Source organism: Chryseobacterium sp. GTID13 (assembly GCF_056172655.1).
Genome location: NZ_JAOCMB010000005.1, coordinates 1,123,716 through 1,136,577 on the forward strand (window position 1 = coordinate 1,123,716; position 12,862 = coordinate 1,136,577).

Consider the following 12,862-nt stretch of genomic DNA (forward strand, 5'->3'; position numbering starts at 1 on the left):
GTCATGTTTATAAACAACACAATTCTAAAATATAAATAATGAACAGAACACATTTATTTACTTGTCTTTTATTCTCGCAGTTGTTTTTATCCCAAATAGGTATTAACACAAGTTCTCCAACAGCCACCCTGGATGTAACGGCAAAAACCACCGATGGAAGCAGACCGGAAGGGCTTATAGCCCCCAGGCTTACAGGCGACCAGATTAAAGCCGGAGATGCCCAGTATACAACGGATCACAAAGGAAATATTGTTTATGCTACTTCTGCAGTAACTACAGTATCTCCAAAAACAATCAACATTACAGCAGAAGGATATTATTTCTTTGATGGGGTGGTATGGCAGAAAATAAATACTGCGGATATCAATATTTACAAAGATAATGGTACACTTATTTCTGACCGGGTGGTAACAATGGCTGATAAAACTCTTTCTTTCACTTCTTCCGCTACTTCCGGAACCAGCCATTTTCAGGTAGACAATACAACTTTGAATATAGATGCTGTCAATAACAGAGTAGGTTTAGGTACTGCAGCTCCAGCCACAAGATTAGATATCAATAACGGAACAAGTCCGGGAGCAATTAAAATTACAGACGGAACTCAGGGTGAAGGAAAGGTGCTGGTTTCTGATTCAGGCGGTGTTGGTACATGGCGCGATACTACCGGTTCTGCCCTTATCGTTAACTCAACAACAGGTAATAGTGTTAATATTGTAGGCACAATGACCTATGTAGGAGCAAGTGCTGTTGTTACTGTTCCCGGATATTATATTGTTTCGCCACGCCTTATCACCAATAAAACCCCGGCAGGTTGCGGAGCCTTTATTGCCTATAACCTAAGCAAAAGTGCAACAGCGTATGTAAATCCTGCATTTCCTTCCCAGGATATCCACCTGGCTACCGGCACTGGAGGTTTTGATTTTATTTATACCTCAAATATAGCTTACCTGACAGCCGGAACTTACTATATGCAGGTAAGATGTGCTGCAGGCTGTACTTCAAATACATCCAGAAATACTTTTGCTGAAAACAGTTTCACCCTGACTTTGTTAAAATAATTTTTACCCATTTAAACAGTATCCATCAATAGGGCAAATAATTTTATTTTTCTTTAATAAGGTTTCTCCTGCATTTGTAAAGTCAGATGTGGGAGATTTTGCTGGAAGGTGTGATTCACACTGAAGCCAATCATACAAACCAATATTGGCATTACTGTAAAAGTTAATCACGCATGGAAAATAATTTAATGCATAAAGGAATAAGACCTAACGATACCGCCACAAAAATGGCTACTCTAATATAATTCAGAAATTGCCATTTTGATATTCTCGCAGCTAGATTAGCAGCTAAAGAAGGTTGATCTGCAATCTTTTGAAAATCTATAATATTGGGAGCAAAATACATCAAAGTCCAAACCCGCACCATAAAATGAATAAAAAACAAGACAAACAGCCAGTTTCTGACCGGATCAATTTTCCAGCAGAAAATAATGGCCAATATAAAGGCAATCTCATGAATGGAATGAAATAGAATCCAAAAGATTTTTAAACTCATTCCCTTGCCATCAGACAAAATATCCAGACTTTGAGGCGGGGAAGCAGACCATTTGGGAACAAAAACAAGAGTTTCAAAAATTTGTGCTCCATTGATGAAAAAATAAATGACCGTGGTTACACAAAGCCAGAGCTCAGCCCTGTGCAAATAATTGACTGTTATATTTTCCATGATTATTAATTTTGGTTATTTTTTCAAAGTTTCTGTAAAATCCTTCATCACATTTGCTGCTAAAAGGAAATATCTTTCGATCACCTGTATTTCCTCTTCAGAAAAACTGCTGATAACAGGAGTTGTTCTCTCCTGTAAATCATTGAAGAACGGCTGAAGAAGCTTCATGCTATTTTCAACATCAGGAACTATAATAATCTTTCGCCTGTCATCTTTAGTCAGTTTCCTGTGCAGTAAGCCTTTTGCTTCCAGACGATCCAGAAGCCCTGTTACCGCTCCCTTCGTTAATCCCGTGAGATCCGAAACCTCTCCTGCTGTCAGCTGTTCGTGCTGGAGAATAAGCCCGAGATATTTATGATCAGAACCCATTAATCCTGCTTTTCTGGCGATTGTCTCATGCATCATTACAGAAGCGTCCGAATACATTCTGCTTGCAGACCTGAAACGGTTTAGTAAATCATTCAATTTATTGTTCATTGACTAAATAGTTTAGTTACAAAACTAAATATTTTTTATTATATAAAAAAATTTTCTTCTATAAATTAGACATATAAGCAGATTCATTGAATAGAAAATAAACACGAATTAGAAAATAAACCTGAAGTAAAGAAAATTTTAAAATTTATTTGGATAAACGTTTAACCAAAATTAACAGCTCTTTTAAATTGAATTAACAATTTATTCATATTAAAGTATACATTATTGCCTAATTAACTGAGAATGAGTAAATTAAAATCAATAATAAAAAGCCGCCAAAATTACACTTTTTTCTGAAACCACCAAAAAAACTCAGCTATTGTTTTTTTACTATTTTCTGAAATATTTTTGTGCATTAAAAAAATTAAATGAAAAGATCTTCCATAAAAGATATTGCTAAGCTGGCAGGAGTTTCCGTAGCCACTGTATCTTATGTTCTCAACAGAAAGGAAGGTCAGCGTATCAGTGAAGACACCCGTAAAAAAATTTTTGAAATTGCTGAAACGATTAACTACACTCCGAATAAGATCGCAAAAAGTCTTAAAACCAATAAGACTAAGCTTCTTGGATTGATCGTTGCCGATATCTCCAACGACTTCTATTCCCATATGGCAAGGAATCTGGAAGATAAAGCGTTAAAGTTGGGCTATACCCTGATCATCGGCAGTTCTGATGAAAATGCAGAAAAATTTAAAAAACTGACCGGGCTTTTTTCACAACAACAGGTAGACGGAATGATCGTTGCTCCCGTAGCAGGATCAGAAAAAACACTTGAAAACCTTATTCAGCTTAAATACCCTGTTGTAACGATTGACAGGTACCTTAAAGGTGTGTCTGTTCCCGGAATTACTATTGATAATCAGGAGATCGCAGAGCGCACAGCCAGCCTGCTTCTTAATAAGGATTTTGACAAAATGATCTACGTGGGCTACGAGACTAAGCTCCCGCATCTTCTTGACCGTCAGCATGGTTTTGAAAAAGCGGTAAGCTCTTCCCAAAAAACAGCTGAAATACAATATCTCCTGGTAGGACTGGAAAATATTGCACAGGAGGTACATGTGAAGCTTGAAAAAACCTGGGAGAAAAACCTGAAAATACAGCACTATATTTTTCCAGCAATAAACTTGCGGTAGCGGGACTTTCCTACCTCGTTAAAAACAACATAAAAGTTCCGGAGCAGGTATCTGTAATCGCATTTGATGAAACGGATGCCTATGATCTTTTCCCTACGGAGATTACCTACATCCAGCAACCGATTGAAGAAATGGCAGAAGAGGCTATCAAGCTTCTGGACGGACAAATCAATGATTATACGGCAACCGGAAAAAGAATAACATTATCCGCAAAACTGTTTGCTAAAGCATCTTTAAAATAATTAATTTGATATATAACATTTTTTTTAAACAATAACTTAAACGTTTAACCTAATATGAGAACAAATAAATTCAACCATGTCGTTTGCTTTGGAGAGGTTCTGTGGGATATCTTCCCAACCGGATCCAGAGCTGGCGGAGCGCCATTCAACGTTGCCTATAACCTTTTCAAAATGGGAATCGATATCAAAATGCTTAGCCGTATAGGAAATGATGAATTAGGAGACCGTCTTCTTCATCAGATTCAGGATTGGGGAATAACAACAGATTTCATACAGATAGATCAGGAAAAGGCCACAGGAACTGTCATTGCTGATTTTGATGAGCATGGAGAGGCTGCATATGACATTGTGCAGGATGTTGCCTGGGATTATATCCAGCCTTTGCCAGAGCATAAGGAACTGATACAGAATTCTGAAGCATTTGTCTTTGGCAGTCTGATCACAAGAAGCCAGGTTTCCCAAAATACCCTGCTCGAGCTTTTGGAATATTCAAAATTCAAAGTATTTGATGTTAATTTCCGTCCTCCTTTTATTGATTTTGAATTCATTAAAAAATTATTGCATAAAGCTGACCTTGTTAAAATGAATAAGGCAGAACTCAGAACAATCCTTGAATACCTCGGTGAAGACTATATTGATGAAGATACCAGCATCAGACATCTTCAGAACTATTTTAACCTCAATGAAATTGTCCTTACCAAAGGAAGTAAAGGCGCCAGATATTTTGTGGGAGATACTGCTTATAATTTTCCGGCGGTTCATATTGAAATTGCAGATACCGTAGGCAGTGGTGATTCTTTTCTGGCCGGGTTCCTGTCTAAAAGAATTCAGGGAAGATCCCCGGAAGAGATCATGAAACAGGCAACTTCACTGGGGGCTTTTATCACCTCAAAATCAGGAGCATGCCCGGATTATACCTATGAAGAATTCAAGGCATTCAGAGAAAAAAACAGCTGTAAAACCTCTTAAAAACATACGATATGAATACTCCAAAATTTACAGATAAGAAATACTATATCATCCTTTCTTTTGTTACCTCTCTGTTCTTTTTCTGGGCCATTGCGCTTACCATGGGTGATGTCCTGAACAAACATTTCCAGAATGTCCTTCACATTTCGAAGTCCAAATCAGGGCTGGTGCAGCTTTCCATTTTTGGGGCTTATGCATTGATGGGCATTCCGGCAGGATTATTTATGAAAAAATTCGGGTATAAGTTGGGAGTTATTTTAGGTCTGTCACTGTTCGCATTGGGATCTTTTTTATTTATTCCGGCCGCCAATACTTCTTCATTTAACTTTTTCAGATTGGCTCTTTTTGTTCTTGCAATGGGAATGGCAACCCTTGAAACGGTAGCCCACCCTTTTGTTGCCGCTTTGGGGGATGAAAGAACGAGTGATCAGAGGGTTAATTTTGCACAGTCTTTTAATGGATTGGGAGCCATTATCGGTCCTTTGTTGGGAGGATATTTCATTTTCGGAACGCCTGATACCGGATCTGGATCTCTGGATTCAGTAAAAAATCTTTATACATGGATTGGGATTGTCATTCTCGCGATTACCATTATTTTCAGCTTTATCAGAGTGCCGGACCTTAAAGATCCTCACGCGGAAGATATCATCATTTCAGAAAATGAAAAAGGAGAAGACCTTAGTGTATCAGATCCACATGCTCCGCTTTATAAGCAGAGACATTTTATATTTGCAGTCATTGCCCAATTTTTTAATATTGCCGCACAGGGTGGAACATGGGCCTATTTTATCAATTACGGTGTTGAGAAAATGCACCTTCCTGAGATACAGGCTTCCTATTATTTTTCTTTAAGCATGGCGATGATGATGATCGGAAGATTTATCGGAACTTTCCTGATGAGATTCATAGCTCCCAACAAACTGCTGGCTATCTTTACAGCCTGTAATATCATTCTGTGCCTGATTATTTCACAGAGTTTCGGATGGGTATCATTTATCAGCCTTATTTTGCTCAACCTGTTCCTGAGTGTAATGTACCCTACTATTTTCAGTCTTGGCCTTAAAAGATTAGGATCAAAAGTTCAACAGGCTTCATCATTCCTGGTTATGGCGATGTTTGGAGGTGCTGTTTTCCCTCCGATCATGGGTAGAATTGCAGAAAAAGATATTGCCCATGCCTACCTCCTTCCTATTCTCTGCTATGTGGTTATTTTATTATTTGCATTAAAATTCTACAAACCCAAAACACTTAAATAATCCCTATGAAAACAAAGCTTTTATTAGCCTGGTGCATTGTATTTATATGCGCCGGAAGGGGAATTAATGCCCAGATCGTAATAACCAACAAGAAATTTTCCTTTGGCACAACCGGGAGAATCGGAGCAGGTTATTCCCCGAATGCTGATGGTAAGACAGGAAGACAGCTGAATCTGAACAACCAGGGATCTTTAGGAGGCAGAATGGATCAGGGAGATTATGTAGATTTTTTACCTGCTTTCCATTTTAGTCCGGTGGTAAACGGTGACAGTACCAAAAGTACAAAGATCGATATGCAGGCAAGGCTGAGCTTTTATTCAGGAGGAACTTTTCTGGGAAATGTGGATTCAAAATCCAATCAGGGGATGATTATTGCCTTACCGGAAGCATTTGTGGAAGCAAGAAACATTATGGGAAGTGACTGGGATATCTGGGCCGGATCAAGATGGCTGAGATATGATGACATTCACATTGCCGATTATTTTTACTTTGATGACCATTCGGCAACCGGTTGGGGACTGCGACATAAAAACACTAGGTTTTCAATGTTCTTTCCGGCAGCTATTGATACTGCAGCCAGCAACTCCACTCCCTACTCTTACACCAATGTGATCAGCGGGTCAAAAAACCTGATCTACAGGCAGAGAGAAGTTTTGGTTCTGGAGCAGACGCTGCCATTTAAAAATACAAAACACAAGGTAAAATTGCTGGCAGAGTATCATCATGTAGAAAAATCAGGGGAAAATTCCATAGAGCAATACCCGTCGGATCAGGGATGGGTTTTGGGGGCTAAATTAAATACAGATATGGCAACAGCAATTCCGGGTTCATTCAATCAGTTTTCCGTAAGATACGGGACCGGAATTGCCAATGGAGGCGATAATGGAAATACACAGACCTGGCGCACCTACGGAGCACCTGATGAAACAACAAAAACATACAAGGGAGCTTACTCTTTTACGGTTGTTGAGCATTTCCTCTGGAATATCTCTAATCGTTGGTCGCTTAATCCTTATGCCGTTTTTACCAAAAGTAAAGGAGGATCAACCAGTACTGATAAGGCTCCGGACTATTACAACCGTGAAATTTTCAACAGGAAAACAGAATTCAATACAGGAATCAGAGCCACTTATTATTGTAACAACTGGTTTCATATTCTTTCCGAGTTTCACTATGCAACCCGTAAAAACGGAACCCAGGATGCAGCATCGATGATGAAACTTGTTCTGGCTCCCACCATTGTTCCTACAGCGGAACGAAGTGTCTGGGCAAGACCTCACATCCGTTTTATTGCAGAAGTATCAAGGTATAATGATGAGGCTATGAACAGTCTTTACTCACCGTTTTTACAGCAGTCCGGAGCCAAAAGATTCGGGACCTATTTCGGAGTAAGAACAGAATGGTGGATTTTTTAAATTAAATAAAGAAAATATGATGAATATAAAATTAGGAGCTTCCCTACTCTCTTGGATCACTCCGCTGTGGAATGCAGAATCAGGAAAATATGCGATAGAAAAAACTGCTCAGACCGGGTTTGATCTGATTGAAATACTGTTACCCGCATCAATGGATTTTGATGCAAACACCGTAAAAAAACAACTGAAAGACAACCATCTGGAAGCGGTATGCTCGCTGAACCTTCCCAAAGATGCTCACATTGCGTTTGAGCCTGAAGCAGCGGAAAAGCTTATCAAAAAAGCCATTGATAAAGTATATGAGTTGGAAACCAATCTTTTGGCTGGTGTCCTGCATGGCGGAATCGGTGTTTTTACCGGAAAACCACTTACAGAAAACGAAAAAGAAATCATTGCTGATGTGTGGTGCCATGTGGCGGATTACGCCCAAACCAAAAGTATCGATATTGCCATAGAGCCTATTAACCGCTATGAATCTTATGTCTGCAATACGGCAGAAAATGTCCTTGAACTTATTAAGAAAACGGGCCGAAATAATCTCTTCCTTCACCTTGATACCTTCCATATGAATATCGAGGAAGATAATTTTTATGACCCGATTATCAAATCCGGAAAAATGCTGAAGCACATTCATGTGACAGAATCTCACCGCGGTATGCTGGGAGAAGGAACTGTCAACTGGGAAGAGTTTTTCTCGGCATTGAAAAAGATCAATTTTGAAGGAAATCTGGTGCTTGAAAATTTCAGTTCCTCCATCCCCGGTATGCAGGAGCAGGTTTCATTATGGCAGAAATCACCTTATGATTCTCAAACACTGGCAGAAGGAAGTCTTGCCTTTTTAAAGAAGCATCTCAGCTGATAAAATTATCTGTTATATTATTCTGAAACTTATGGAAAGCGGAAATTGTCCGCTTTTCACCGATTGATTCTGCCCGTTCGCCGAAAATACAGATCGCTTTATAGGATTATGACTGACCTTTACATCAGAAAAAAGCAATAATGCTCAACTAAAATCTTATTATTATGAAAACAAAAATCGGAATTACAGAAAAAAACGCAGAAGCCGTTGCAGAGCAATTAGCAAAATTATTGGCAGACGAAACGCTTCTTTACATCAAAACAAGAAACGCTCACTGGAATGTAACCGGAGATAACTTCCATGCCAATCACATTTTCTTTGAAGAACAGTACAAACAGCTGGATGAACTGATGGACAGCGTTGCAGAAAGGATGCGTAAAATCGGGCACTATGCACCTGCGACGATGAAAATCTATCTGGAACTAACTCATTTAACAGAATACAGTGAAAGAACAAATGACGGTCTCGGATACATGAAAGATCTGTTAAGTGACCATGAAAGCATCATCGAATTTCTCCGCGGAAATATCACTCCATTTGCTGAGACTTATAAAGATTACGGTACCAGCGATTTTATTACAGGCCTGATGGAAACCCATGAAGAAATGGCATGGATGATCCGCTCCTATTTCAGATAACACAAAATAAAAAAGTTATAATTATCTTTGTGTAAATCATAAACAACTATACCTATGAAAGCCTTAATCGTGGATGATAATGATATTGCAAGAACAACATTAGCACACCTCGCCAAACAGGTTCCGGATCTTTCCATTGTCAGCGAATTTTCCAATGCTATAGAAGCTTACCATTATCTTCAGTCCCATTCCGTCGATCTGATATTTCTCGATATAGAAATGCCGGAAATGACGGGGATTGAACTCACGAAAACACTTTCCGGTAAAGAAACCATCATCATTTTCACGACCTCAAAAAAAGAATATGCGCTGGAAGCCTTTGAGCTTAATATTGCAGATTATCTTCTGAAGCCCATTATGCCGGTAAGGTTTCTTCAGGCAGTCAGCAGGGCACAGACGATTCTTGAAAGTAAAAAAGAAAATGTGGAAATCACAAGGGATGAGTTTCTTTTCGTGAGGGATTCCAATATTACAAGGCGCTTAAAGCTGGATGATATTTTCTATGCGGAAGCCATGGGTGATTATGTAAAATTTTACACCAAAGAAAAGATGTTTGCCATTCACGGTAAAATGAAAACAGCTGAAGAACGCCTTCCTAAGGATCATTTTATAAGAGTACACCGTTCCTATATTGTTTCTGTGGGTAAAATTGATACTCTTCAGGATGGCGGTATTATGATCAACGGTAAATTCATTCCCGTGGCAGATGCCTACAGGAAAGCACTCAATACACGAATGAATGTCTTTTAGACGTTACTGGCCATCAGAAATTTAACTTCGTTTTTGATCTTAATCCCTGAACATTTTTAGGGCTGATCGAATTTTACCGGTATTTTATTTTAAATCAGACCGTTATTATGAAAAATATATCTTCAGTAATGGATAACAAGCGATTCAGCTATTTTATTATCCTGACATTTATTGCAGGCTCACTCCTGTTGATAGCTGTTCAACTCAATTCTGCAGGAAATACCAAGGCGCTGATTCAGAATAACAATACCTTGCTGAGCGAATTACGTTCCAGCAATCATTTAAGGGAAATTGACCGTGATATTCTGGGAGTGGAAAGCAGAATCAGAGCTTCTATTGCAACGAATGATACCACCCATCTTGAAGGTATTGATCAAAAAATCAATCAGATTGAAAATTTCCTGGATTCTCTGTCCAAGGACAATGTAAATGCTGAAGAAGAAAAGCTGATCCACCGGTTAAGTGTTCTTGCCATGGAAAAAAAGACAACCAAAGACAAGCTGTTGCATCGTTATATTACTTTGGGAAATATGGACGATAATACCTCCATTGCCAATCCGCGTGCAAGGAACATTTCCAATGAAATCACCAGAATCACGGCTAAAATATATGAAAGCAGAAAGCTGAATATGGTTGAACTCAGCCAGAAAAGTGAGGAAATGGGGCAGAAAGCAAGATTTTATGACATCTCAATACTGATCTTACTGATTTTGGGCGGTTCTGTTGTTGGATATCACATTCTTCGGCAGTTTAAACGTCAGAGATTACTCATAAGCGAACTTGATATTGCCGAGAAAAAAGCGTTGGTGGCGGCACAAACCAAAGAAAATTTCCTTGCCAATATGAGCCATGAAATCAGAACTCCTTTAAGCGGAATTCTCGGTTTCACCAATTTGCTGCAAAAACGTCCTTTGGATGAAACCTCAGCAGAATTTGTTTCTTCCATACAACGTTCCGGAGAAAATCTGATGGCCATCATCAATGACATTCTTGATCTATCCAAAATAGAGGCAGGAATGATGCGCATTACCCCGGAATTTTCAGCATCAACGGGCTGGTCAATTCCGTAGAAACATTTTTTAAAGAACGGGCCAGAGAGAAAGGACTTACCCTCTCAAGTACCATTGATCCTTCCATTCCTGATACTTTGATAGGAGATGCCACTAGACTGACGCAGATTTTGGTCAACCTCATCGGAAACGCCATAAAATTTACCCATCAGGGGAATATTTCTGTTGAAATCTACAGTAAACAGCAGACAGAGAAAGAAGCGGTTCTCGGATTTAAAATTTCGGATACGGGAATTGGAATTGACAAAGAAAAGCTTACAGAAATCTTCGAAAGATTCAACCAGGGAGAAGATTCGACGACAAGAAATTACGGAGGAACAGGATTAGGCTTATCTATAGTGAAAAGCTTAATTGTATTACAGAACGGAAATATCGAAGTAAGCAGTGAACAGGGTAAAGGAACTACATTTGATTTCTATATCCCTTACGGAATTGCTGAAGAACAGCTTACTGTGCTGCCAGCTACTGATCCGCATTACTTTAAAGATAAAACCAATACACCCCTGAAAGTTCTGGTAGTTGATGATAATGTGATTAATCAAAGCCTGATGAAACACCTGCTTTCACAATGGAATATTGATTTTCATATAGCATCGAACGGTCTTGAAGCAGTAAGTTATCTTAAAAGCAATGCATGCGACCTAATTTTAATGGATATACAGATGCCACAAATGGACGGATATGCAGCCACCCAGAAAATCCGGGAAGAACTCAGACTGGATATTCCGGTAATCGCAATGACCGCCCATGCACTGGCAGGAGAAAGAGAAAGATGCCTGAGCCGCGGGATGAACGAATATATTTCCAAGCCTGTCAATGAAGAAGAGCTGTTTATGCTGATTTCGAAGTTCGGGTTTAAAGAAACGAATAAAAACGAAAAGAAAACCGAAAATCCATCATCTGACTATCAGTATATTGATCTCTCTTATATGCAGACGGTGAGCGGCGGCGACAAAAGCTTCGAACAAATGGTTACGCAACAGTTTATTGAAAACATTCCCAACCATGTACAAAAACTGACAACAGCTTATGAAAGCAAGGATTTCCAGGGTGTGAAACTGTGGGCTCACGATCTGAAATCCAGTATTGCCATTATGGGATTACATCCTCTTTTAAAGGAAAAACTCGATATTCTTGAAACAGCATCAGAAGGAAACCCTGAGCTGCAAAAAATACTGGCAGAAGTACAGAAAGTTCTGTCAGAAGCGGTTTCCGAAGCTGAAGCATTTTCAAAAACAATTTAAAAAAAGAAAAAATGAATTTATTTTCACCCATACACATTCGCAATCTTACCCTAAAGAACAGAATTGTATTATCTCCAATGCAGCAATACAGTGCTGAAAACGGAATTCCCGGCAACTGGCACCTTGTCCATCTCGGAAGTCGTGCTGTTGGCGGCGCAGGATTAATTCTTACCGAATGTACAGCTGTTTCAGAAGAAGGTCTGGCTACATTATCTGATGTAGGAATCTGGAATGATGAGCAGAAAAACGCCTGGGAAAACATCGTGAATTTTGTACATGAGCAGGATGCTAAAATAGGAATTCAACTCTGGCACTCCGGAGGAAAAGGAAGCCTGAAACATCCCAATGAAAGAATGAAACCGCTTACTCCGGAAGAAGGAGGCTGGACGGTAAAATCTTCTTCTGCCCACGAATTCAACGGCGTTTTTGCGGAAGAACTCACGATTGATGAGATCCGGGAATTACAGACGAAATTTGTTAATGCAACCCTTCGTGCCATTGAAGCAGGTTTCGATACCATTGAGCTTCATGCAGGCCATGGTTACTTATTCCATCAGTTTTATTCCGCAGTGATCAATAAAAGACAGGATGAATATGGCGGAAGTTTTGAGAACAGGATCCGTTTTCTTGTAGAAACCATTCAGGAAATCAAGAAAGTTATTCCTGTTGAAATGCCTCTGTTCGTAAGAATTTCTGCAGTTGACTATATAGAATCGGATGAAGCCTGGACTTTGGAAGACAGTATCAGACTTTCGGAAATCCTTAAAGAAAATGGTGTAGATTTCATTACGGCATCCGGCGGAGGATTTACCAATGTAAGCAAGGATAAAGTATTTCCCGGATATCAGGTTCCTTTTGCAAAAGCGATTAAAGAACAGACCGGAGTTCTGACAGGAGCTGTCGGAATGATTACGGAAGCAGAACAGGCCAATGATATTATTGTCAACGGGGATGCTGACCTGGTGATTATCGCCCGGGAACATCTGAGAGATCCTTATTTTGCCATCCATTCTGCTAAAGCATTACGTGCTGAAACAGAAATTCCCTGGCAGTATAAAAGAGCATACTAAATAAAACCTTAAAA

Annotated in this window: 14 protein-coding genes; 12 read left to right on the forward strand and 2 right to left on the reverse strand. The window is 39.4% G+C overall.

What is annotated here, in order from left to right:
• Positions 1-38 precede the first annotated feature (38 nt).
• Positions 39-1,058, forward strand: a complete 1,020-nt coding sequence (locus tag N4G44_RS11560) for a hypothetical protein (RefSeq protein WP_474926957.1) — start codon at positions 39-41, stop codon at positions 1,056-1,058.
• A gap of 163 nt (positions 1,059-1,221) precedes the next feature.
• On the opposite strand, the gene N4G44_RS11565 is transcribed toward N4G44_RS11560, so the two are convergent.
• Positions 1,222-1,725 carry a transposase gene (locus tag N4G44_RS11565; protein ID WP_474926958.1) on the reverse strand — a complete coding sequence of 168 codons (504 nt, stop codon included), beginning with the start codon at positions 1,723-1,725 and terminating at the stop codon, positions 1,222-1,224.
• 15 nt (positions 1,726-1,740) lie between these two features.
• Positions 1,741-2,202, reverse strand: coding sequence for a MarR family winged helix-turn-helix transcriptional regulator (locus N4G44_RS11570; protein ID WP_474926959.1), 462 nt, complete (start codon positions 2,200-2,202; stop codon positions 1,741-1,743).
• Between the two features lie 368 nt (positions 2,203-2,570).
• Here N4G44_RS11570 and N4G44_RS11575 point away from each other — a divergent pair, with 368 nt between their 5' ends.
• From N4G44_RS11575 to N4G44_RS11625, 11 genes are all read left to right on the forward strand, one after another.
• Positions 2,571-3,335 carry a LacI family DNA-binding transcriptional regulator gene (locus tag N4G44_RS11575; protein ID WP_474926961.1) on the forward strand — a complete coding sequence of 255 codons (765 nt, stop codon included), beginning with the start codon at positions 2,571-2,573 and terminating at the stop codon, positions 3,333-3,335.
• Positions 3,278-3,577 (forward strand): substrate-binding domain-containing protein, encoded by a 300-nt coding sequence (locus N4G44_RS11580; RefSeq protein ID WP_474928330.1) that lies wholly within the window; start codon positions 3,278-3,280, stop codon positions 3,575-3,577. Before N4G44_RS11575 ends, N4G44_RS11580 begins: the two co-directional genes overlap by 58 nt.
• 54 nt (positions 3,578-3,631) lie before the next feature.
• The gene (locus N4G44_RS11585) at positions 3,632-4,546 is read left to right on the forward strand and encodes a carbohydrate kinase family protein (protein WP_474926963.1); all 915 of its coding nucleotides are present in this window, start codon (positions 3,632-3,634) and stop codon (positions 4,544-4,546) included.
• 11 nt (positions 4,547-4,557) lie between these two features.
• A complete protein-coding gene (locus N4G44_RS11590) occupies positions 4,558-5,802 on the forward strand; it encodes a sugar MFS transporter (protein ID WP_474926965.1) in 1,245 nt (414 codons plus the stop codon).
• 5 nt (positions 5,803-5,807) lie between these two features.
• Positions 5,808-7,217: a carbohydrate porin gene (locus N4G44_RS11595; protein ID WP_474926967.1), complete on the forward strand. Its 1,410-nt coding sequence runs from the start codon at positions 5,808-5,810 to the stop codon at positions 7,215-7,217.
• A gap of 16 nt (positions 7,218-7,233) precedes the next feature.
• Positions 7,234-8,076, forward strand: coding sequence for a sugar phosphate isomerase/epimerase family protein (locus N4G44_RS11600; protein WP_474926968.1), 843 nt, complete (start codon positions 7,234-7,236; stop codon positions 8,074-8,076).
• 164 nt (positions 8,077-8,240) lie between these two features.
• Positions 8,241-8,714 carry a Dps family protein gene (locus N4G44_RS11605; RefSeq protein ID WP_123870922.1) on the forward strand — a complete coding sequence of 158 codons (474 nt, stop codon included), beginning with the start codon at positions 8,241-8,243 and terminating at the stop codon, positions 8,712-8,714.
• A 54-nt stretch (positions 8,715-8,768) separates the two neighbouring features.
• Positions 8,769-9,464 (forward strand): LytR/AlgR family response regulator transcription factor, encoded by a 696-nt coding sequence (locus N4G44_RS11610; RefSeq protein WP_474926972.1) that lies wholly within the window; start codon positions 8,769-8,771, stop codon positions 9,462-9,464.
• A gap of 107 nt (positions 9,465-9,571) precedes the next feature.
• A complete protein-coding gene (locus N4G44_RS11615) occupies positions 9,572-10,534 on the forward strand; it encodes a histidine kinase dimerization/phospho-acceptor domain-containing protein (RefSeq protein WP_474926973.1) in 963 nt (320 codons plus the stop codon).
• Positions 10,535-10,611: 77 nt separating this feature from the next.
• Complete coding sequence (locus N4G44_RS11620; RefSeq protein ID WP_474926975.1) at positions 10,612-11,778, forward strand: ATP-binding protein; 1,167 nt, start codon at positions 10,612-10,614, stop codon at positions 11,776-11,778.
• 11 nt (positions 11,779-11,789) lie between these two features.
• Positions 11,790-12,848, forward strand: a complete 1,059-nt coding sequence (locus N4G44_RS11625; RefSeq protein ID WP_474926977.1) for an NADH:flavin oxidoreductase/NADH oxidase — start codon at positions 11,790-11,792, stop codon at positions 12,846-12,848.
• Positions 12,849-12,862 lie beyond the last annotated feature (14 nt).

Coding starts and splice junctions, on each gene's coding strand:
- N4G44_RS11615 (WP_474926973.1), top strand. CDS start 9,572: ATGAAAAATATATCTTCAGTAATGGATAACAAGCGATTCAGCTATTTT.
- N4G44_RS11560 (WP_474926957.1), top strand. CDS start 39: ATGAACAGAACACATTTATTTACTTGTCTTTTATTCTCGCAGTTGTTT.
- N4G44_RS11565 (WP_474926958.1), bottom strand. CDS start 1,725: ATGGAAAATATAACAGTCAATTATTTGCACAGGGCTGAGCTCTGGCTT.
- N4G44_RS11600 (WP_474926968.1), top strand. CDS start 7,234: ATGATGAATATAAAATTAGGAGCTTCCCTACTCTCTTGGATCACTCCG.
- N4G44_RS11625 (WP_474926977.1), top strand. CDS start 11,790: ATGAATTTATTTTCACCCATACACATTCGCAATCTTACCCTAAAGAAC.
- N4G44_RS11595 (WP_474926967.1), top strand. CDS start 5,808: ATGAAAACAAAGCTTTTATTAGCCTGGTGCATTGTATTTATATGCGCC.
- N4G44_RS11605 (WP_123870922.1), top strand. CDS start 8,241: ATGAAAACAAAAATCGGAATTACAGAAAAAAACGCAGAAGCCGTTGCA.
- N4G44_RS11570 (WP_474926959.1), bottom strand. CDS start 2,202: ATGAACAATAAATTGAATGATTTACTAAACCGTTTCAGGTCTGCAAGC.
- N4G44_RS11590 (WP_474926965.1), top strand. CDS start 4,558: ATGAATACTCCAAAATTTACAGATAAGAAATACTATATCATCCTTTCT.
- N4G44_RS11610 (WP_474926972.1), top strand. CDS start 8,769: ATGAAAGCCTTAATCGTGGATGATAATGATATTGCAAGAACAACATTA.
- N4G44_RS11585 (WP_474926963.1), top strand. CDS start 3,632: ATGAGAACAAATAAATTCAACCATGTCGTTTGCTTTGGAGAGGTTCTG.
- N4G44_RS11575 (WP_474926961.1), top strand. CDS start 2,571: ATGAAAAGATCTTCCATAAAAGATATTGCTAAGCTGGCAGGAGTTTCC.